This window comes from Rhodopseudomonas palustris (assembly GCF_003226555.1).
GTDB classification, from domain to species: Bacteria; Pseudomonadota; Alphaproteobacteria; order Rhizobiales; family Xanthobacteraceae; genus Rhodopseudomonas; species Rhodopseudomonas palustris_I.
On sequence record NZ_QKQS01000008.1, the window covers coordinates 42653 to 63351 of the forward strand.

At 65.2% G+C, this 20699-nt stretch carries 19 protein-coding genes and 1 pseudogene; 13 read left to right on the forward strand and 7 right to left on the reverse strand.

All coding sequences use genetic code 11. From position 1 onward, the window contains the following. Positions 1-12: 12 nt before the first annotated feature. The 6 genes from DNX69_RS05510 (at position 13) to DNX69_RS05535 (ending at position 5872) form a co-directional block, all read left to right on the forward strand. Positions 13-840, forward strand: a complete 828-nt coding sequence (locus tag DNX69_RS05510) for a transglutaminase family protein (protein ID WP_110785019.1) — start codon at positions 13-15, stop codon at positions 838-840. 111 nt (positions 841-951) lie between these two features. Next, complete coding sequence (locus tag DNX69_RS05515) at positions 952-1698, forward strand: peptidase (RefSeq protein WP_110785116.1); 747 nt, start codon at positions 952-954, stop codon at positions 1696-1698. An 18-nt stretch (positions 1699-1716) separates the two neighbouring features. After that, positions 1717-2256 (forward strand): GNAT family N-acetyltransferase, encoded by a 540-nt coding sequence (locus DNX69_RS05520; protein ID WP_110785020.1) that lies wholly within the window; start codon positions 1717-1719, stop codon positions 2254-2256. Positions 2257-2497: 241 nt separating this feature from the next. Then, a complete protein-coding gene (locus DNX69_RS05525) occupies positions 2498-3700 on the forward strand; it encodes a GNAT family N-acetyltransferase (protein WP_110785021.1) in 1203 nt (400 codons plus the stop codon). 81 nt (positions 3701-3781) lie between these two features. Then, positions 3782-4540, forward strand: a complete 759-nt coding sequence (locus tag DNX69_RS05530; RefSeq protein WP_110785117.1) for an SDR family oxidoreductase — start codon at positions 3782-3784, stop codon at positions 4538-4540. A 132-nt stretch (positions 4541-4672) separates the two neighbouring features. After that, positions 4673-5872, forward strand: coding sequence for an acyltransferase family protein (locus DNX69_RS05535; protein ID WP_165825192.1), 1200 nt, complete (start codon positions 4673-4675; stop codon positions 5870-5872). On the opposite strand, the gene DNX69_RS26030 is transcribed toward DNX69_RS05535, so the two are convergent. Then, positions 5829-6038 carry a hypothetical protein gene (locus DNX69_RS26030; RefSeq protein ID WP_133255973.1) on the reverse strand — a complete coding sequence of 70 codons (210 nt, stop codon included), beginning with the start codon at positions 6036-6038 and terminating at the stop codon, positions 5829-5831. The two genes, DNX69_RS05535 and DNX69_RS26030, sit on opposite strands and share 44 nt — an antisense overlap. Positions 6039-6096: 58 nt before the next feature. Between DNX69_RS26030 and DNX69_RS26540 the strand changes: the two genes are divergently transcribed. Next, a complete protein-coding gene (locus tag DNX69_RS26540) occupies positions 6097-6414 on the forward strand; it encodes an ArsR/SmtB family transcription factor (protein WP_234826859.1) in 318 nt (105 codons plus the stop codon). Positions 6415-6425: 11 nt separating this feature from the next. Then, positions 6426-6764 (forward strand): hypothetical protein, encoded by a 339-nt coding sequence (locus tag DNX69_RS26545; RefSeq protein WP_234826860.1) that lies wholly within the window; start codon positions 6426-6428, stop codon positions 6762-6764. A 153-nt stretch (positions 6765-6917) separates the two neighbouring features. On the opposite strand, the gene DNX69_RS26250 is transcribed toward DNX69_RS26545, so the two are convergent. Continuing rightward, positions 6918-7145 carry a hypothetical protein gene (locus DNX69_RS26250; RefSeq protein WP_165825189.1) on the reverse strand — a complete coding sequence of 76 codons (228 nt, stop codon included), beginning with the start codon at positions 7143-7145 and terminating at the stop codon, positions 6918-6920. An 80-nt stretch (positions 7146-7225) separates the two neighbouring features. Between DNX69_RS26250 and DNX69_RS05545 the strand changes: the two genes are divergently transcribed. Next, on the forward strand, positions 7226-7645 hold the full coding sequence (locus tag DNX69_RS05545; protein ID WP_110785023.1) for a protease inhibitor I42 family protein: 420 nt from the start codon (positions 7226-7228) through the stop codon (positions 7643-7645). A gap of 7 nt (positions 7646-7652) precedes the next feature. Here the strand turns inward: DNX69_RS05545 and DNX69_RS05550 are convergent, their stop codons facing one another. Together DNX69_RS05550 and DNX69_RS05555 are read right to left on the reverse strand one after the other, a co-directional pair. After that, on the reverse strand, positions 7653-8150 hold the full coding sequence (locus tag DNX69_RS05550) for a cupin domain-containing protein (RefSeq protein WP_110785024.1): 498 nt from the start codon (positions 8148-8150) through the stop codon (positions 7653-7655). Next, positions 8140-9240, reverse strand: coding sequence for a RuBisCO large subunit C-terminal-like domain-containing protein (locus DNX69_RS05555; RefSeq protein WP_110785025.1), 1101 nt, complete (start codon positions 9238-9240; stop codon positions 8140-8142). The genes DNX69_RS05550 and DNX69_RS05555 overlap by 11 nt, the downstream gene beginning before the upstream one ends. 181 nt (positions 9241-9421) lie before the next feature. On the opposite strand from DNX69_RS05555, the gene DNX69_RS05560 reads away from it, so the two are divergent. Then, entirely contained in the window at positions 9422-10672 is a 1251-nt protein-coding gene (locus tag DNX69_RS05560; RefSeq protein WP_110785026.1) for a NupC/NupG family nucleoside CNT transporter, read from the forward strand. A gap of 81 nt (positions 10673-10753) precedes the next feature. Here the strand turns inward: DNX69_RS05560 and DNX69_RS26885 are convergent. Further along, a pseudogene (locus DNX69_RS26885) lies at positions 10754-13358 on the reverse strand (EAL domain-containing protein). A 549-nt stretch (positions 13359-13907) separates the two neighbouring features. After that, positions 13908-14192: an usg protein gene (locus tag DNX69_RS05570; protein WP_110785027.1), complete on the reverse strand. Its 285-nt coding sequence runs from the start codon at positions 14190-14192 to the stop codon at positions 13908-13910. A 438-nt stretch (positions 14193-14630) separates the two neighbouring features. Here DNX69_RS05570 and DNX69_RS05575 point away from each other — a divergent pair, with 438 nt between their 5' ends. From DNX69_RS05575 to DNX69_RS05585, 3 genes are all read left to right on the forward strand, one after another. Beyond that, the gene (locus tag DNX69_RS05575) at positions 14631-14945 is read left to right on the forward strand and encodes a co-chaperone GroES (RefSeq protein ID WP_054165250.1); all 315 of its coding nucleotides are present in this window, start codon (positions 14631-14633) and stop codon (positions 14943-14945) included. A 152-nt stretch (positions 14946-15097) separates the two neighbouring features. Then, positions 15098-16738 carry a chaperonin GroEL gene (groL, locus tag DNX69_RS05580; protein ID WP_110785028.1) on the forward strand — a complete coding sequence of 547 codons (1641 nt, stop codon included), beginning with the start codon at positions 15098-15100 and terminating at the stop codon, positions 16736-16738. Between the two features lie 198 nt (positions 16739-16936). Further along, positions 16937-17635: a UPF0149 family protein gene (locus tag DNX69_RS05585; protein WP_110785029.1), complete on the forward strand. Its 699-nt coding sequence runs from the start codon at positions 16937-16939 to the stop codon at positions 17633-17635. 52 nt (positions 17636-17687) lie between these two features. On the opposite strand, the gene DNX69_RS05590 is transcribed toward DNX69_RS05585, so the two are convergent. Then, positions 17688-20570, reverse strand: a complete 2883-nt coding sequence (locus tag DNX69_RS05590; protein WP_234826861.1) for an autotransporter outer membrane beta-barrel domain-containing protein — start codon at positions 20568-20570, stop codon at positions 17688-17690. Positions 20571-20699 lie beyond the last annotated feature (129 nt).

A 20699-nucleotide genomic window follows, 5' to 3' on the forward strand; every position in this document is an offset into this window, starting at 1 on the left:
ACTGCCGACGCCATGCGCCTGCGCATCACGCACACGACAAATTATCGCTACGAGCCGCCCGCCACCGGCGTGATCCAGGTGCTGCGGCTGACGCCCGGCAGCCACGACGGCCAATACGTCGCCGACTGGCAGATCGACGTCTCCACCGACACCCGGCTCGACATGCATTACGACGCGTTCGGCAACGTCACCCACGTGCTGACGGTCGGCGCGACCGAGTATCTCACCATCACCGCCGAAGGGCTGATCGAGACCTCGGACACCGGCGGCGTCCTGAAGGGCACCGACGAGCGGTTTCCGCCGCAGCTGTTTCTGCGCCCGACCGAGCTGACCGACCTCGCGCCGCCGATGCAGGCGCTGGCGCGCGAGCTGCGCGGCGACGGCAGCGGCGACACGATCGGCTTCCTGCACGCGCTGATGTCCGCGATCAACCAGCACATCACCTTCGACGACGACCCCACCCATTCGGGCACGACCGCGGCCGAAGCCTTCGCGTTACGCCGCGGCGTCTGCCAAGACTACGCGCATGTGTTCATCGCCTGCGCCCGCGCCGGCGGCGTGCCGGCTCGGTTCGTCGCCGGGCATTTCCTGCGCGCCGACGGCATGGCGCAGCAACCCGCCGGCCACGCCTGGGCCGAAGCCTATGTGCCGGGTCTCGGCTGGGTCGGGTTCGATCCGGCCAACGGCATCTGCACCACCGATGCCCACGCCCGCGTCGCCATCGGGCTCGACTATCTCGGCGCCGCGCCGGTGCGCGGCACCCGCTATGGCGGCGGCGTCGAGACCTTGACGGTGTCGGTCAAGGTCGATCAGGCCGGCCGGCAATTCCAATCGCAATAGCTTCCGCCCTTCGGGGGCTGGACGGGCGGCACGGATGGGCTAGTGTCCCGCGGCCGATCGGCGCTGCCGCGCCGGCGCAATTGCTGTCAGGCCTGTGAGTTCGAGGACGAGATGACCTATTGCTGTGGAGTGCTGGTGCGCGAGGGCCTGGTGATGGTCGCCGACACCCGCACCAATGCCGGGCTCGACAACATCTCGACCTTTCGCAAGCTGCACGTCTTCAGCACGCCGGGCGACCGCATCATGGCGGTGGCGAGCGCCGGCAATCTGTCGATCAGCCAGTCGGTGCTGTCGACCCTGACCGAAGGCCTCGAAAACGCCGAGACCAGCGAGCGCGAGACCCTGATCGGCGCGTCCAGCATGTTCCAGGCGGCGCAACTGATCGGCCGCGTCATCCGCCACGTCAATGCGACCGAGGCGCAGGCGCTCAAGGCCGAGGAAATCAACTACGAGGTGTCGTTCCTGTTCGGCGGCCAGATCAAGGGCGAGCGGATGCGGCTGTTCATGATCTATCCGGCCGGCAACTTCATCGAATGCACCATCGACACGCCGTATTTGCAGATCGGAGAGCACAAATACGGCAAGCCCGTGCTCGACCGCGCGATCACTTACGACGTCGAACTGTACGAGGCGCTGAAGACCAGCCTGATCTCGATGGATTCGACGATGCGCTCCAATCTCGGCGTCGGCCTGCCGATCGACGTGCTGGTGGTACGCACCGACGTTTGCGACGCCGACCTCAACCACCGCATCGAGGCCGGAGAGCCCTACTTCCACGACCTCCGCTCGCGCTGGTCCGCCGCACTGCGCGCCGCCCACAAGAACATCCCGCGCCCGCCCTACAAGAATCCGGCGTGAGGCATCGGGCGCGAGATCATGATGGCAAAGACCGCCACCTGGCGCGGCATGACCCCCGCCGATCTGCCCGCCGTCAACGCCATCGCGGCGGTGGTCCACGCAGCCTACCCTGAAGACCCCGCGGTGTTCGCCGAGCGGCTGGCACTGTATCCGGACGGTTGCTTCGTGCTCGAGACCGCGAACGGCCTCGCCGGCTATCTCGTTAGTCATCCTTGGCATGTGATGCAGCCACCGGCGCTGAATGCGCTGCTGGGCAGTATGCCACAGCCGGCCTCGACCTATTATTTGCACGACATCGCGCTGCTACCGCAGGCGCGCGGCGGCGGTGCGGCAGGCACCGTGCTGACGATGGTGTTTGATCACGCAGCGGCTGTCGCGGACAACGTCTCACTCGTCGCTGTCGGTGGAACCGCGCCGTTCTGGGGGCGTTATCGCTTCGCGCCACACGACACCCCGAGCCTCGCACGCAAGCTTCAGAGCTACGGCAAAGACGCCAGCTATATGGTCCGCTCGCTGAGCGCCGATCACGCCGCCGGATCGACGATCTCGCTGGAGTGAGTGGCGGTGCAAGCTGCAGACCGGACAGGATGCCGCAGTGAGCGCGCGCATTTCTGAGCTAGAATAAGTTCCGAATTCATCGTCGATCCGTCGGCAGAAAAATCGTCGCCCTCGTCACGGTTACATTAACCGTGTCTGCTGTTCCTGTTGCGGACAAATTCAAACGACGGCACCTCGATACTAGGTTGCCCTTTATCCATACGGCGCGCCTGCGTGCGGGCCGCGAGACCAAGGACGAGAGATGACGAGCAAGCCCGACGCGACGGGAGCCCAGGGCACAAGCCTGGAGCAGGCCACGCGCCTGGAGATTGTGCGGACGACCGAGCGCCTGCAGGAAATCGGAGACGCCTGGGAAACACTGTGGGAGCAAGCCGACGCTCCGGTGTTTCAATGCCACGCTTGGGTGGCAGCGTGGTGGCACGCCGTACCGGATCCGCATCGGCGCGGGCTGATGATCGTCCTCGCCTGGTCCGGGGATCGACTTGATGCGGTGATGCCGCTCGCAATCTGCCGGCTGCACGGCATCCGCGTGCTCGAATGGGCCGCCAAGGATTATTCCGATTATTGCGACGTGCTGCTGCGCCCCTGCACCGACCCGGCACTGGCCGTGCGGATGTGGGATTACGTCAGCGCGCAAGGCGGCTTCGATGCCGCGTATCTGCCCCATCTCTTGCCGACAGCGACCGCGACCACGCTGACACGTCGCACGACGGGTGGCCTCGCGCTGCATCCGCATCACCGGCAGGCCACCAGCCTGCGCGTCGTCGGCCGTTGGGAAAATGGGCAGGCCTGGTTCGACTCGCAATCGGGCAACGCCCGGCGCAACTACCGCCGAGCGCTGAAAAGCCTGTCCGAAGGCGCCAAGGTCGAATTCCGGCGGCTCGGGCCCGGCGAGCAACTCGGGCCTGCGCTGCAGCGCTGTGCCGAGCTGAAGCGTGCCTGGTGCGCGCGCAACGGGCTGATCGCGCCGCTGTTCGACGAGGGCTCGCCGATGCTGCCAGCGCTGGCGCAGGTGCTCGCCGACAAGAATCTGCTCCATGTCTTCGTGCTCGAACGCGACGGCATCATCGTCGCAATAACCATCAACTTGGTCCAGCACGACACCATGATGGCCTATGTCACCACCTACGACTCCGCCTTCGAGCGCGGTTCGCCCGGCTACATCCTGTTGTACGACTACATCCGATGGGCGATCGATCAAGGCGCCACCTGCATCGATTTTCTTTGCGGCGACGAGGACTACAAGTATCGCTTCGCCAATCAGCAGGTGACGCTGGCGTCGTTCGTCGGCGGCCGCACCCTGTTGGGCAAGATGGCGCTGCAATCCGACCGCGTCTGGCACGCCGTCCAGAGCTATCGCAGCAGACATCAGCGTCCCACTTCGAAGGCGGCGCCGCGGGCCAACGACGAACGTGCAGGCACCGAAGCGGTCGCCGAACGCTGACCGCATCGGCTTGTTGCGGCCATGGACTGGCTTTACGGTGCGCGCCTCATCACAACGATAGAACAGTTCGGGGAGACGCCGATGTCCACCACCAAGATCGCCCTCGTCACCGGCGCCGGCACCGGCGTCGGCCGTGCCGCGGCGCTGGCGCTGATGCAGGCCGGCTTCACCGTGGTGCTGGCCGGCCGCCGGCTGCAACTGCTGCAGGAGACCCAGAAGCTCGGCGCCGAGTTCGGCGACAGCCTGCCGGTGGTCGCCGATATGGCCGACCCGGCCTCGATCGCCGCACTATTCGACAAGGCCACCGCCACCTATGGCCGGCTCGACCTCTTGTTCAACAACGCCGGCATCGGCGCGCCGCCGGTGCCGTTCGAGGACCTGCCGCTGGAACAATGGCAGGCGGTGGTGATGACCAACCTCACCGCGCCGTTCCTGTGCACCCAGCACGCGTTCCGGATCATGAAGGATCAGAACCCGCGCGGCGGCCGCATCATCAACAACGGCTCGATCTCGGCGCACGCGCCGCGGCCGTTCTCATCCGCCTACACCGCCACCAAGCACGCCATCACCGGCCTGACCAAGGCCAGCAATCTCGACGGCCGCGCCTACGACATCGCGGTCGGCCAGATCGACATCGGCAACGCCGCCACCCCGATGACCGACCGCATGGTCGAGGGCCCCGGCGTGCTGCAACCGGACGGCTCGGTCAAGCACGAGCCGCGGATGGACGCCAAGGCGGTCGGCGATGCGGTCGCCTACATGGCCGGTCTGCCGCTCGACGCCAACGTGCTGGTCATGACCGTGATGGCGACCAAAATGCCGTTCGTCGGCCGCGGCTGAGGCCTCAGCCAGCCGACGACTGCCGCGTTTTACGGTTGCTTCCGCTGGCCCGTCGGGGCCAGCATGCTGGCATTGATCCAGTCATTTCCAAACGGCGCCGACCCCGATCCGGCCCCGAGACCAGAGCGCGCGATGACCGCATCGGCCCAGCAGTCCGCCACCGCCGAGCGTCTGCATGCGCTCGACGCGGTGCGCGGTTTCGCATTGCTTCTCGGCATCTTCTATCACGCTGCATTGTCGTTTCTGCCGTTCGCGCCGCAGTTCTGGATGGTCGCAGACAACCATCCGAGCACGGTGTTGTCGGTGTTCATGTTCGCCTCGCACAGCTTTCGGATGACGACGTTCTTCCTGATCGCCGGCTTCTTCGCGCGTCTTAGCCTGCACCGGCTCGGCATAACGAGCTTCGTCCGCGACCGCGGCCGGCGGATCGCACTGCCGCTGGTGGTCGGCTGGCTGGCGGTCACCCTCGCCTTCGGGCTGATCGGCGCCGTCGCCGCGATCCTCGCCAATCACGGCCGCCAGCCCCCACTTCACGAGCCGCCCGCCGTCGCAGCGAAATTGTCGCTGACACATCTGTGGTTTCTTTACGTGCTGATCGAGTTCTACGCGATAACGCTGCTGCTGCGCGCCGCCGTCGCGGCGATCGACCGGGCGGGTCGGATCGGAGCCGGCGTCGACCATCTCGTCGGCTTCGTGGTCTGCAGCCCGCTCGGCCCGATCCTGCTAGCGCTGCCGGTGAGCGCCGCGCTGCTCGGCGATTCGAGCTGGACGGATTGGCCGAACATCCGCACGCCCGATCATCTCGTCACCACCGCGCAGGCCTGGATCGTCTACGGCTTGGCGTTCGGCTTCGGCTTCGCGCTGCATCGTCAATCACGACTGATCTGGCGGCTGCAATCGTACTGGCTGCTGTACTTGGCGGTCGCGATTGCGTCGATCGTGGCCTGTCTGTTGCTCGGCGCGGTGGCGACGAACGGTTTGGAAGCCGGCCTGCTACGCAGCGCGCGCGCGATGTGCTATGCGGTCGCGAGTTGGACCGCAACGCTCGGCGTGGTCGGCGCCGCACTACGCTTCCTGTCCAGCTTCAGCAAGACGCGGCGATACATCGCCGACGCGTCGTATTGGTTGTACATCGTGCATCTGCCGATCATCGTCGCGCTGCAGATCGCCGTCGCACGACTGGGCTGGCCGTGGCCGGCCAAATACGCGACCATCATGGCGATCACGCTGGTGCTCGGCTTCGTCAGCTATCAGTATCTGGTGCGTTACCGCCTGATCGGCACCATACTCAATGGTCCGCGCACCCCGCCTGCACATCCGGCGCCTCCTTAAACGGCCAGTGCTCGCCAAGGGTGAAGCCCTCCAGACTCACCAACGTGTCGGCATCCGCCAAGCCGGCACGCTTGCCGAACTGAGCGACAAAGCCACCGGGATCCCTTTGCGGCTTGACGATCCACCCCAATCGACCTATCAATCCATCAATCGATGGATTGAGCATGACGAAATCCGGGACAGTTCGGCGAACGGTTGAACCGCACGATCATCCGCCGCGTGCGGTGGTCAAGCTGCCGCGGCGGCGTGACATCGACGACGCTGCGAAAATGTTCGAAGCGCTCGGCGAGCCGGCACGGCTGCGCCTGCTACTGCGATTGTCGACCGACGAAATCTGCGTCTCCGAACTGGCGGAGATCGAGGGTGAGCAACTCACGACCGTGTCGGCCCGCTTGAAATCGCTCCACGCGGCGCGGCTGGTCAAGCGCCGGCGGCAAGCCAAGCATGTCTACTACTCCGTCGCCGACGACCATGTGCTGCAGATGATCGGCGGCGCCATCGCTCACGCGGCCGAGCACGACAGCAACCATCAAGACCACTGAAGGAGACCACAATGGCTACCTGCAACGAATCCCACCACGCCAATCACGACCATCAGCACGGCCCGAACTGCGGCCACACCGCAATCAAGCACGAGGGCCATATCGACTATCTGCACGATGGCCATCTGCATCACATGCACGGCGATCACGTGGATGAACATCGCATCGCGGTCGACGGCACCAACCCGGTGGCATGCACGCCCGACACCAAATGCAGCCATACCCATGGTCCCGGCTGCGGCCACGAAGCCGTGCCGCATGGCGACCACGTCGATTATCTGGTGAACGGCCGCCTGCACCACCCGCACGGCGACCATTGCGACGACCACGGCCCGCTCGAACTCGCCTGAGCGTCGACGCAGGCATTGTCGCGCGAAACGCAAACAGCTTCGCGGAGCTGCAATGCGTCCAAACACTGGTCTGGAGCTCCGGTTCTGATTTGATCAGGACCGGACATTGTTCAGATGAGCCGGGCTTCCCCGGTAGGCGCGCTTACCACGACATCACGTAGCTCCGGCGTAGGGGCCTCCACCCGGCAGCCCGGTCGTGGTGTCGGTGAGCTGCTGCAGGTCCGGAATATTCGCCGCCGTCTTGGTGCCGGAGCCGCTCCGGCCAATGCCGTCGAAGTACCTTTGGCGGTCGCGGATGCCGACTGTGACAGCAATTGCAGCACCGCAATATTGTTCTGATAAAAAGACCGCACTTGCGATCCGCATGGAAGTCCCCTTCATGATCTGTTGGATCGCTGCATTTACCGGGCTAATGAATTGATAAGGATATTGGCAGCAGGAACCTACTTCCGGGGGCGGACATGCGGGCATCATTCAACACCGTTCGACAGCTGGGGCTGCTCGGCCTGTTGACCGGCACTGTGCTGGTTGCAGGCGTCGCGCCGCCGCGCGCCGACGACACGGCCGAGACGCTGCGCCTTGCGGTCGGCGGCGATGCGACCTTCAGCCTGAAAGAGAATCCCTCGACCGGCTATCGCTGGCACCTGGACACCAAGGCCAGCCGCGATCTCGACCTGATCGAGATCTCCGATGCTGGTTATCACCAGGGCGCCGGCGACGTGGTGCACCAACCGGTGGTCGGCGTGCCCGGCATGCGGTCGTTCCGCATCATGGCGCGCAAGGCCGGTACCGCGACCGCGGTGTTCGACTACTTGCGCGATTGGGAGAACCAGGCGCCGGCACAGCGCCACACCGTCACGGTCGAGATCACGCCGCGCTGAAGCGCAGCTACTCCGCGCCGGTGCGGATGAAGTCGGCGACCTGCTCGGTCTTGCGCAGCTTGGCGAGATCGTCCGCCGTCGGCAGTTGCGGCCGGTCGCGGGCGACGTTGACCACGCAGAGAAAGCCGAGGCAGTCGCCGCGATTGGCGCGGAACTGATGCCAGGTCATCGGCGGGATGAACACCAGATCGCCCTGCCCGACATCGCGGATCGTCTCGCCGACCAGGCACTGCCCGCGCCCACGGTGGATCATCACCGCATGCACATGGGCATGGCGCTCCAGCGTCGAATAGCCGCCTTCGCTCACCTCAAAGTAGCGCCACTCGCAAGCCAGGCTAGGATCCGAGAACAGCAATTGCCGCGAGACGTCCTGAAACGGCGCTTCGGCGGTCTGCTTGTACGGCATTACCGCGACACCTTCCCAACGGCCCGGTTCGGTCTGCGCGCGCACGCCGGGGCGCTCGCCCGAAGGCGGCTGCGGCGCTGCTGCGTTGTCATTGGCCATGGCTTGCGACCTCCGCGGTGAACCGCGCCGCCTGTTCGGTGAGATGCACGCCCGCAGCGAGCAGGCTGCCGCCGATCAGCAGCATCACGTCGGGACCGTAGAATGCCAGCAGTTCTTTGATCCGATCAATCGCGATGCCGCCGGCCGGCATCGGCAGGCACGGCTTCAGATCGCACCAGTCGCACCGCGCCGCATCCGCCAGCGCGCGGCAGGTCTCCGGCGTGTAGGCGAACCGGCCGCCGTGATGCGGAAAGATGGTCGCGTCGGCACCGAGCAGCCTGAACAGTCGGCCGAGCAGCAGGTCCGGCGCGATCCGCTGCGCGCCGGCGAGCGACGGATGCGCCAGCACGATCAGCCCCTCGGCCTCTTTGGCGATCAGATGGAAGTTCGCCAGCCCGACGATCATCGGCATCAGCATCACGGCCGGCAGACCTTCGCGGCGGACGATGTCGAGCTGCCGCCGCATGTCGTCGAGCGAACCGGAGACGTGCGGCGCATACAACGTCGTCGCCCCCCGCACCGCATTGGCGTCCCCCACCGCGCGGGCGACCGCCGGCACCCGCGCCGCGAACGGGCTGAACGCCTGATCGGCGATGCCGTGGTCGTCCTTGATCAGATCGACGCCGCCGCGCGCCAGCCGCCCCGCGAGCGCCGCCAGCGCCTGCGGCGACAGCCCCTGCGGCTTCAGTGCCGACGCGGTCAGCGCCCGCCGCGGCGCATTGAGCTTGGCGCGAATGCCGGCGATCCCGAACCTCGGCCCGCAGAACGCAGCCGGATAGGCCGACGGCAAGTCGACATCGGCCAGCACGACGTCGGGCTGGATCGAGCTGTTGCCGAACAGCATATTGAGAAGCTGTCCCGGCTCAGCGGGTGCGGTCGCGCTCGCCAGACTGATCCGCACGGAAAATCGCGCCTCGCCGATCGGCGTGATCGCTTCGACCCGGCCGACGATGTCGTCGCGAAGATGCGGCTCCGTCACCGCCGCGAGCGGGCATTCGACGCTCTGCTCGATCGCCAGCGCCTCGGCGCGCGCGGCGATCTCCGCCGGCGGCGCGCCGACCTGATAGGTGACGATAATCCGTTCGCTCATATCCGATCCAATATCGCGACGGCCGACCTGTCCGGCCTGTCTAGCACAGCCTGTTCGAACCGCAGTGTCGTCGCGGCGGACGAAGCCGCGATGACGGCATCGTCGCGGTGATCCGCGCTTTAGTCGACTTGCCAGCGCGCCCCGCCGTGGCCTACCCATCGGGTTCGGCTCGGGGGACACAATGCTGCAATTGCAATCCGGCTTCGGCGTGTTCGCGCTGCTGATGCTCGCGTGGGCGTTCGGCGAACATCGCGACCGCGTCTCGGTGCGGCAGGTCGCGATCGGGCTCGGCGTCACGCTTCTGACCGCGGTCGCGATGCTGAAATTGCCCGGCGCCGCCCATGCGTTCGGGGCGATCAACGACGCGGTCGGCGTGATCGCAGCGGCGAGCCGCGCCGGCACCTCGTTTGCATTCGGGTATCTCGGCGGCGCCCCGGCACCGTTCGACGTCAAGGCGCCCGGCGCCGATTTCATCCTCGCGTTTCAGGCGCTGCCGGTGGTGCTGGTGATGAGCGTGCTGACCACGCTGTTGTTCTACTGGCGGATCCTGCCGCCGGTGGTGCGCGGCATGGCGTGGCTGCTCGAGCGCACGCTCGGCGTCGGCGGCGCGGTCGGGCTGTCGACCGCCGCCAATGTGTTTCTCGGCATGGTCGAAGCGCCGCTGTTCATCCGCCCATATCTGGCGCAGCTCACCCGCAGCGAATTGTTCCTGGTGATGACCGGCGGCATGGCCGGGATCGCCGGCACCGTGCTGGTGCTGTATTCGACGCTGCTGGCGCCGGTGCTGCCGGACGCCGCCGCGCATTTCGTCATCGCCTCGGTCCTCGGCGCGCCGGCCGCGATCCTAGTCAGCCTGATCATGGTGCCGGAGACGGAGGCGCGCGCCACCGGCGGCGAACTCGCCGATCCCGGCAAGATCGCGGTCAGCAGCATGGACGCCATCGTCAAGGGCACCGCCGCCGGCCTCGACCTGCTGCTCAACATCATTGCGATGCTGATCGTGCTGGTGGCGCTGGTGTATCTCGGCAACGCCGCACTCGGCCTGCTGCCGCCTATCGGCGGCGAGGCGATCACGCTGCAGCGGCTGCTCGGCTATCTGATGGCGCCGGTGTGCTGGCTGCTCGGCCTACCGTGGGATCAGGCGGTGACGGCGGGGTCGCTGATGGGGATCAAGACTGTCCTCAACGAGCTGATCGCCTATGTCGAGCTTTCGAAGCTGCCGGAGGGGGCGCTCGATCCGCGCTCGAAGCTGATCATGCTGTACGCGATGTGCGGCTTCGCCAATTTCGGCAGCCTCGGCATCATGCTCGGCGGCCTCACTGCGATGGCGCCGCAGCGCCGCGAGGAGATCGCCGCGCTCGGCCTCAGGTCGATCGTCTCCGGCACGCTCACCACCTGCCTGATGGGCGCGGTGGTCGGGGTGATGACGTAAAGGAGGCGACGTAGGCAACTTGCGTCTTGGCGGACGCTGCCTGCTCCCTCTCCCCGCGCGGATAGAGGTTACGACGCCTCGTCAGCTCGACAGCCGCAATAGATCCGTCCGCGAGGCCAGCGGCCGCTGCCCAGCGAGCTTGCGGATCCGCCGCATCAGCGAGACAGCTCGCGTGGTGCTGTGCTCGATCAGCCAGCGCGCGAATGCCGACGGCGGCAGCGCGGGCGCGTGGAGGAAGCCCTGCACCACAGCGCAGCCGAGCTGCGAGAGCAGCATTTGTTGCCCCTCGGTCTCGACGCCTTCGGCGACCACGGTGAGCTCCAGCGCCTGTCCGACACGGATGATGGCCGTGACCACCGCCCGCGCGTTGCTGTCGGTCTCGAGCTGCTGCATGAAACTGCGGTCGATCTTCAACTCTCGGATGGGAAGTTGCACCAAGCGGCTCAGGCTGGAATAGCCGGTTCCGAAATCGTCGAGCGCCAAGCCGACCCCCAGCGCGCGTAGCGTCTGCATGCTGCCCAGAGCCACCGCTTCTTCGTTCTGCAGCACGCCCTCGGTCACTTCGATCGTCAACACTTCCGGCGGCAGCTCGAATTCGGCGAGAATATCGGCCACGATCGAAGCAAGATCGGGATTCTGGAAGTTGATCGGCGACAGATTGACGGACACCGTGGGAATATCGAGCCCGGCCTTGCGCCACGCCGCCATCTGCCGGCAGGCGGCGCGGATCGACCACAGCGCGATCTGCTCGATCAATCCACACTCCTCGGCGAGCGGGATGAACTTCGCAGGCGACACGGCGCCGAGTACGGCATCGTTCCATCGCGCGAGCGCTTCGACGCCGAAAATCGTGCCGTCGGACGAGCGGATCTGCGGCTGGTAGTGCAGCTCCAGGGCCTCGCGTGCGATCGCGTCGCGAAGCGCGGTCGTGTAGATCACACGCTCCTGGGCGGCCCCATTCATATCATCGCTGTAAAACCGACGGGTCGCGCGTCCGGCCCGTTTGGCTTGATACATCGCCGTGTCGGCCTGCCGGAGCAGCGTATCGAACTCGGTGGCGTTGTCCGGATAGATGCTGATACCGATACTGGCGGACATCGACACCTGACGGGTCGCCAGCTTCAGCGGCGCCGTCAACGCCTGCGCGATCCGCGCGACGACGGCATCCGCTCCGGCCGCGTCACAGCCCGGCATCGCAACGACGAACTCGTCGCCGCCGAGGCGCCCGAGAATGTCACCCGGTTTCACTTGCTCACGCAGCCGCCCGGCAAACGCCATGAGGAAGTCGTCACCGGCAGAGTGGCCGAGCGTATCGTTGATATCCTTGAAATTGTCGAGGTCGAGAAACGCCAACGCCACATGCCGCCCCGAAGGAGGTCGTGATCGCATCTTGGATCAGATCGCGCAGACGAGCGCGATTGGGTAGGCCGGTGAGCAAGTCGTTGTAGGCCATCTGCGCGATCTGAGCGCGCGATTCCATACGCTCGATCGCCAATGCTCCGAGATGCAAGCACGCCTGCGCGATGCGCTCGTGCCAACGGCTCGGTGCACGGCACTGCCGGAAATAGAATGCGAAGGTGCCGATGACACGGTCGTCCTTGGACTTAATCGGCAACGACCAGCAGGCGCGCAGCCCCGCCGCGAGCGGCATCGCATTGAACGGCTGCCAACGCGGATCGGTCTTGAGGTCGACCGCCAGCACCGGCTCGCCGGTATAGGCGGCGGCGCCGCAGGATCCGACATTTGGACCGATCGCGACCCCGTCCAGCTCAGCGGAATAATCCTGGGGCAAGGTCGGCCCACCAATCGGATGGATGAATCCGCTCTTATCGATATGGAGCAGCGACGACACCACATCAGGCGCAATGCGTTCGACGAAGCGGCACATCCGATCGGCGACTTCAGCAATCGGCACTTCGTCGGCCAGCGCCGCCAGGGTCAGCTGCTGCAGCGAACGCAACTGCACGGTCTCGGAGATGTCGGTCATCGAGGCGAAGATATGCATGATCTCGCCGTGCGGATTGCGCAGCGCCTTGACGTCGGCGGATACCCAGATTTCGTCGCCGTTGTCGTCATACAGGAGAACCTGTGCCCCGCGACTGCCGACGTCGTCCTCACCGCGGACAACTCTCTGCAGATCGGCAGGATCGGTATGCGGCCCCGCGAGCAAGTCGGTCGTGCACCGCCCTTTCACCGCATCGGCCGTATAGCCGAATAGTTTGCTGAACCCGGCGTTGGTGTAGATGATGCTGTCGTCGCGATCGACCAGGATGACGGCACGGTTGGTCGCATCGGCAATCGACATCAGCAGCGCCAGGCGTTCCCGGCGCTCGACCTCCGCAGTGACGTCGCGAATGGTGGCGATCGTGCAGCCTTTGCAGTCGGACTCGATACGCTCCAGCGACAGCGCGGCGCGGACGTGGCCACCATCCGTGTGGCCGATATCGATCTGCCCCTCGCCTGCACGCGAGCTCGAGTCGTCCGCGCCGAGGCCGACGAGTCCGAGCGAACCGGCATCGCCACCGATAACGTCGGCGCGATTGAGCCCCCAGATCGACTCGGCCGCCTCGTTGAAGTAACGAACGTTCCGGTCGTGATCCACGACGACGACTGCGTCTTTTGCCCGCTGCGGCGAAGCCGAGTAATCACCCCAACCCTTCTCTTCGACGTCATCACGTTTCGGCATCGCCAGGTCCCGAGAGCTGTTGATTCTACGAGGTCACCAGGTCGGACGACGATCTTGTGACCGCGCTACTTGTCAGCACAAAGGATGATGAAAGCGTTGTTCGAATCGAGACGATATGCTGGCTGATTGGTCTTGGTTAGAAGTTGGTTTCGGGTTGCAACGACGGGCGATAACAATAGCCGCGAAAAGCGGCTTACTGATTGTGACACCCGATTTTTTCGCGCGGGGATGGTTGTTCTCAGCTATCAGACCGCTTCATCGATTGATTGAAGCTCATCTGGCCGTTCTCGAGAGAACAGCCCTGATGCCGAGGAGCCCGGCAGATCCGGCGTGTCGAAGGATGATACGATGCATCCCACGGCGCCCATGGCTCGAGAAGGCTTTGCGCATTCTCTGCTCCATGAGGATTGCGCCTGCGGTCAGCATTCCGCAGTTGCAATCTTATCAAAACAGAGCAGCTCTGGCTGCTGACCTCTGGTCGTCTTGGATCTCCGCACAACCAGAAGCCATGCCGGCCGACGAATTCACCGCCGACCGGCGATCGTGCAATCAGTGCAGTCTGAAGACGCCGTCGACGGCGCGCAGCTCGGCCGGCTTGATCAGCTTGGAATGCGCGACGGTGACGGCGAACAGCGGCCCCTCGAGCTTCGACTTCCAGAAACTGAGAAAGTCGTTCAGGGCGGGGAAATCAGGCGCGAGGTCGTAGTCTTGCCACGTGTAGCTTTGCAGCAACCACTGCCGGTCCGGGCGGCGATAAAGAATCTCGGCCGTCGTCAGACCGTAGCCGAGCACCTGTTTCCTGAAGTCCTCAGAAACTGCACCTCGTTCGACCATAAATCCTCCTTCCCGAACCAGCCATTCCGCAACAGTTCGCGACCGGGATTGCGTGGGAATGCCGTCGTTCCGTCTGCTGTCCCCGCGGTGCCCGTCTCCGGTCTCCGCCGGGCATCGCGCAGCTGAAAATCTGACGTATCTGGGCTGGGCATCTCAAGTGCAAAATCGGTAGCAAATGCAGAAAAAGACAGCGTTGGCAGCGACTTAGATCAAGTGCTAACAGAGCCATCAAAAAGCCGGGGCAGACTGGGATTGATTGCGGCCGCCTCTTCGTTCACCGTGGCTGGCAGATGTTCCGGGCGAGTGCTAAAAATTTCGCGCGCGGCCCTTGTCTCCCCAAAATCCCTCGACTATCTCCTCGGTGTCGTGCTGGCACTCGGTGCTCACGACTGCCAATTCAGATTTTCTGAGATAATTCAGAAACTTAGGAGGACTTGCATGAACTTCCGTCCGCTTCACGACCGCGTCGTGGTCAAGCGCATCGACGCCGAAGAGAAGACCGCTGGCGGTATCATCATTCCTGACTCGGCCAAGGAAAAGCCCTCGCAGGGCGAGATCGTCGCCGTCGGCCCGGGTGGCCGCGACGAAGCCGGCAAGCTGATCCCGATCGACCTCAAGGTCGGCGACCGTGTGCTGTTCGGCAAGTGGAGCGGCACCGAAGTCAAGATCGACGGCAAAGAGCTGCTGATCATGAAGGAAAGCGACATCATGGGCGTCATCACCGACGCCGGCGCCAAGAAGAAGGCGGCCTGAGCCTTTGGAGGTCCCTCACCCTGAGGAGCGCCTGCAAGGCGCGTCTCGAAGGGTGAGCTCCACACGCTGAGACCACTCATCCTTCGAGACGCGGACCTGTGGTCCGCTCCTCAGGATGAGGACACAACGATCCAACCCAAGGGATACCTCTTATGTCCGCTAAAGAAGTCAAATTCGGCGTCGACGCCCGCGACCGCATGCTGCGCGGCGTGGACATTCTCGCCAATGCCGTGAAGGTCACGCTGGGTCCGAAGGGCCGCAACGTCGTCCTCGACAAGTCGTTTGGCGCGCCGCGCATCACCAAGGACGGCGTCACCGTCGCCAAGGACATCGAGCTCGACGACAAGTTCGAGAACATGGGCGCCCAGATGGTGCGCGAAGTCGCCTCGAAGTCGGCCGACGCCGCCGGTGACGGCACCACCACCGCGACCGTGCTGGCCCAGGCGATCGTGCGCGAAGGCGCCAAGGCGGTCGCCGCGGGTATGAACCCGATGGATCTGAAGCGCGGTATCGACCTCGCGGTGGAAGCCGTCGTCGCCGACCTCGTCAAGAACTCCAAGAAGGTCACCTCGAACGACGAGATCGCCCAGGTCGGCACCATCTCCGCCAACGGCGACGCCGAGATCGGCAAGTTCCTCGCCGACGCGATGAAGAAGGTCGGCAACGAGGGTGTCATCACCGTCGAGGAAGCCAAGTCGCTCGAGACCGAACTCGACATCGTCGAGGGCATGCAGTTCGACCGCGGCTACATCTCGCCCTACTTCGTCACCAACGCCGACAAGATGCGCGTCGAGATGGATGACGCCTACATCCTGATCAACGAGAAGAAGCTGTCGTCACTGAACGAGCTGCTACCGCTGCTCGAAGCCGTGGTGCAGACCGGCAAGCCGCTGGTGATCGTCGCCGAGGACGTCGAAGGCGAAGCCCTCGCCACCCTCGTCGTCAACCGCCTGCGCGGCGGCCTCAAGGTCGCGGCCGTCAAGGCTCCGGGCTTCGGCGACCGCCGCAAGGCCATGCTGCAGGACATCGCGATCCTGACCGGCGGCCAGGCGATCTCGGAAGACCTCGGCATCAAGCTGGAAAACGTCACCCTGCAGATGCTGGGTCGCGCCAAGAAGGTGATGATCGACAAAGAAAACACCACGATCGTCAACGGCGCCGGCAAGAAGGCCGACATCGAAGCCCGCGTCGCGCAGATCAAGGCTCAGATCGAAGAGACCACTTCGGACTACGACCGCGAGAAGCTGCAGGAGCGTCTGGCCAAGCTCGCCGGCGGCGTCGCGGTGATCCGCGTCGGCGGCGCGACCGAGGTCGAGGTCAAGGAGCGCAAGGATCGCGTTGACGACGCGATGCACGCCACCCGCGCCGCGGTCGAGGAAGGCATCGTCCCGGGCGGCGGCGTCGCGCTGCTGCGCGCCTCCGAGCAGCTCAAGGGCCTCAAGACCAAGAACGACGACCAGAAGACCGGCGTCGAGATCGTGCGTCGCGCCCTCTCCGCCCCGGCCCGCCAGATCGCCATCAACGCTGGCGAAGACGGCTCGGTGATCGTCGGCAAGGTGCTTGAGAAGGAGCAGTACGCGTTCGGCTTCGACTCGCAGTCGGGCGAGTACGGCGACCTGGTCAAGAAGGGCATCATCGACCCGACCAAGGTGGTCCGCACCGCGATCCAGAACGCCGCGTCGGTCGCTGCGCTCCTGATCACCACCGAAGCGATGATCGCCGAACTGCCGAAGAAGAACCAGGGCGGCCCCGCGATGCCCCCCGGCGGCGGCATGGGCGGCATGGACTTCTAAGCGAAGCCTAAAGTCGCAGAGACAACGAAGCCCGGGAGCGATCCCGGGCTTTTTTGTTGGCAGACCGGGTACTCACCCCCCTCGTTCGTCATTCCGGGCTCGTGCTTCGCGCCCCGGAATGACGGAGAGAGGTGCATGCTATAGTCTGATCGTCCAAATCCGGAGGAAGCTCCTCCCTCTTAGAGCCGGACCAGCCCAATGCCAGACCTCCCGCCTCACCTCGCCCAGCTCGAAGAGGACTTCACTGCAATCGGGCCCGACGTCATGCAGGTCGAAGAGCTCGACGGCTTCATCGCCGCGCTGCTGGTCTGCCCCGAGATGATCAAGCCCGGCGACTGGCTGCCGGCCGTGTGGGGCGGCGACGCGGACGAGCCGGCGCCGTTCTCCGATCTCGATCACGCCAACAGCATCTTCGCGTTGATCATGCAGCACTACAACGAGATCGCGACGACGCTGGCCGAGCATCCCGAGCGCTACCGTCCGCTGATGCCCGGCATCGGCACGGGAGACGTGGTCTGGGAGATGTGGATCGACGGCTTCGGAGCAGCCGTGGACATGTGGCCGGAGCACTGGGAGCGCCTGCAGGATGCCGACGACGCGACACGCGCGGCGTTCGACGGCCTGTCACGATTGGTCGACATCTCCGCCATGATGGTCGACATCGACCAGGCCGAACGCGAAGCCCTGGACAAGACGGCCGACGACAAAGTCATCGGCTGGATCGTCACCTTGAACGCGTGGCGAACCACGCAAGATCCGTCGCCGCGCGTGATCGAATGGGGCCCGCCAACGCCGCAGCCGCAGCCAACCCCGGCCAAGCGCACCAAGATCGGCCGCAACGAGCCGTGCCCGTGCGGCTCGGGGAAGAAGTACAAGCGATGTTGCGGGATGAATTGAAGCACCCGCGGACGCCGGACGATGCGTTCGCCCGGCAACCCGCGTTGTCAGCTCAGAACGTCATCCGCAAATTGGCGCGGACGCCGTGGTCGGAGATGTTGGAGCCGACCTGGCCGGAGTAGTTGACGCTGAGCGCCGTGCTCGGGTTGAGCGCTGTGCCGAGCCCGGCTTCGAACACCGCGACGTCCCTCGCCAGCGGAATGCCCGACACCGTGAAGGCATTGCCGGTCGCGAACGCATTGGTGGCGGTCGGGATCACGTTGTTCATGGTATGCCGCCAACCGATCATGCCGTTCGCCGTCACGGCGGTGGTACCGAGCGTCATCGCACCATTGGCGCGCAGGCCGAGAGTCGAGAACGTCGCATCGACAGTGTCGCCGGCGCTGCGTAGCGCAGCCGCTCCGCCCCGCTCGGTGAAGCCGGAGCTATCGAGGTTGACGTAGGCGAGGCCGGCGAACGGCTGCAGCGCGGCGCGGCCGAGGTCGAAACTGTAGCCGACGTCGCCATAGACCTGCGTGGTGCGCGCGTTGTAGTCCGCGGTCAGCCGGTCCGAGAAACCGGTCAACGCCACGGTGCGGCTCGACGACAGATTATGCCAGGCGTGATTGGCGCCGAAGCTGACCGCCAGCGCGTTCCAGGCACGGCCGCCATAGACGCCGACGCTGTAGGTATCGCCCGTCACCGAACCACGGCCTCCGTCGAGATTGATACTCGTCGAGCCGTAGCCGCCGACCACGCCGAGCCGCAGCGCGTTGAACAGGTCGCCATCGGCGCCGAACAGCACACCGCCAGCGTTGCGGCGGACGTCCGTCGCATTGCCGTCACCAGTCGCCTTGGCCCAGGAGCCGTAGGCACGCGCCCAAACTGCCGTGTCGGGTCCGCGAAGCGCCGACTGCACCTGCTGCGAGGTCGCCTCGCGCACGAAGCGGCTGTCGTCGAGGAGCGCGGTCTTGGCCGACGCGAAGGCTTCGCCCGAGAGCTGATCGAACGCCGCCCGTGCCGCGGTGTCGGTCGGCGATGTCGCGACCGCCGCACGCAGGCCACCGCCGGTGCCAAGTCCCTGCAGCGCACTGGCGGCGGCGCGCTGATTGGCGGTCAGCGCCGCGTCGGTGAAGCCGCGGGTCTGCACGGATTGTAGATAAACGTTGTTCGGATCGTAGCCGGCGATCAGCGAGTAGAACGCCGACACCGCGGTGTCGCCGGTGAGGATATAGCTGCCGCTGACGCCGCCGGTGGCGGTCAGCACCGTGTAGCGCGCATCGAGCGCGTAAGGTGCGCTGCCGTACTTGGTGAGCTTCAGAATCGCACCGGGAGCGATCGTTGCCGTGCCGCTCACGGCAATCACGTCCGACACCGCGCTGCCTGGTACCAGTTCGGCATTGTAAGTCGAGCCGGCAGCCTGCTGATAATTTCCGACCACCGTCAGCGTGCCGGGGCTGTTGCCCGGAGAGATTGTCGAACCAGACAGCATCTGAATTGGGCCGACCGTGCCCGAGCCCGAAAGCGCCGCCCCGCTATAGACCGTGACCGCGGAGGTTGCGCTGGAGCTGTTGACCACCATCTGACCGTCCTTGATCAGCATCGTGCCGGTGAAGCCGCCGCCGTTGCCGGACAGCGTCAGCGCGCCGGTGCCGGTCTTCTCGATGAAGTTGAAATCGCGAAACTGCCCGGCCGCACCGACCGACAGCATCGTCAGAGACGCCGACGTGCCGGTGTTGAGAACAAGATAGTTGTCGCCAGTGCCGCCCTGAACCACGCCCTGAATGTTGGATGTGGTGGCATCGAGCACCAGCCTATTGGTGCCGTTGCCGAACTTGATCGCCGCGCCTCCGCCTGAATTGCTGATTGTGCCCGCATTGCTGATCGTAGAGTTGCCGTTGCCGGTGACGATCGCCGCATCTGTCGTCGAATTCGTCGTGATCGTGCCAGAATTGACCAGCGAATTGGTGGTGCCGTCGAGACTGACGCCGACGCCGGTCGCGGTGACGGTGCCGCTATTGCTGACGTTGATCGCGCCGTTCGCCGTGGAGGCGACGATGCCCTGGGCGGCCGTGACCGAGCCGGCCTGGGTGATGGTGATCCCACCGCCCGCCGAGCTGGCGGAGATGCCGACCTGATCAGCCTGGACGGTCGCACCCTGCCGGTTTTCAATCGTCGTCTGACCAAAAGTTCCGACCTTGGTGTAAATGCCGTGATGCGCGCCGTCGCCGAGATCGGCGTGGCCGGTATTGTCACGCGCGATTGCGGTGCCGCTATTCACGATCGTGCTGTCGCCGGTCTCCGACCACGACACCAGGGCAGAATCGTCGTTGGCGGTCACAGTGCCGCTGTTTGTCACCGAGGCCGGGCCACTGTTTGACCAGGCGACAAGACCCTGCCGATAGGTAGTATCGACGGTCCCGGAGTTCTCGATCGACGCCAAGCCGTTGTAGGCGATCGCGCGCGCGCCAGCGAGAGCCGAGCTCACCCAGCCGGAATTGACGATGCTGACTGTCAGCGGGGTGGTGCCGCCGAAATTGCCATCTGCATACAGACCGCGGGCCTGCGCCGAGGTGACATTTCCACTGTTGATCAGACTGACGCTGCCGTCATGGGTCGTCAGGGTGATGCCGTCCTGGCCCGCACCATTGGCAATGACGGTGCCCGCGTTGTCAACGGACAGGTTCCCCGAGGTCGTGTTTCGCAGCCAGATCGCTCCCATATTCTGATCCGACCGCAGCGTGACTCCCGAGCCCACGATCACCGAGAGGCTGGCGGCGCTGCGACTCGTTTCCCACGCGAATGCCGGGTAGTTTGTCCGATACACATTGGTCGCGCCGAGAATATTGACCGTGACGTCCACAGGACCGGTAGCGCTCCCGGACGGATAGACGTCGATGCCGCCGGACGTCACCGAATCGATGGTGATGGTCGAGGCGCCTGTGATCGGGGTCATCGAGACCAGCGAACCATCGCATTGGTTTGCAGTCACGCTGCCGGAGACGCTGCACGCGGCGCGAGCAGCGGACCAACCGGACATCGCGCCGATCAACAGCGGTGTGAGAGCGGTCGAGATCAGCAGACG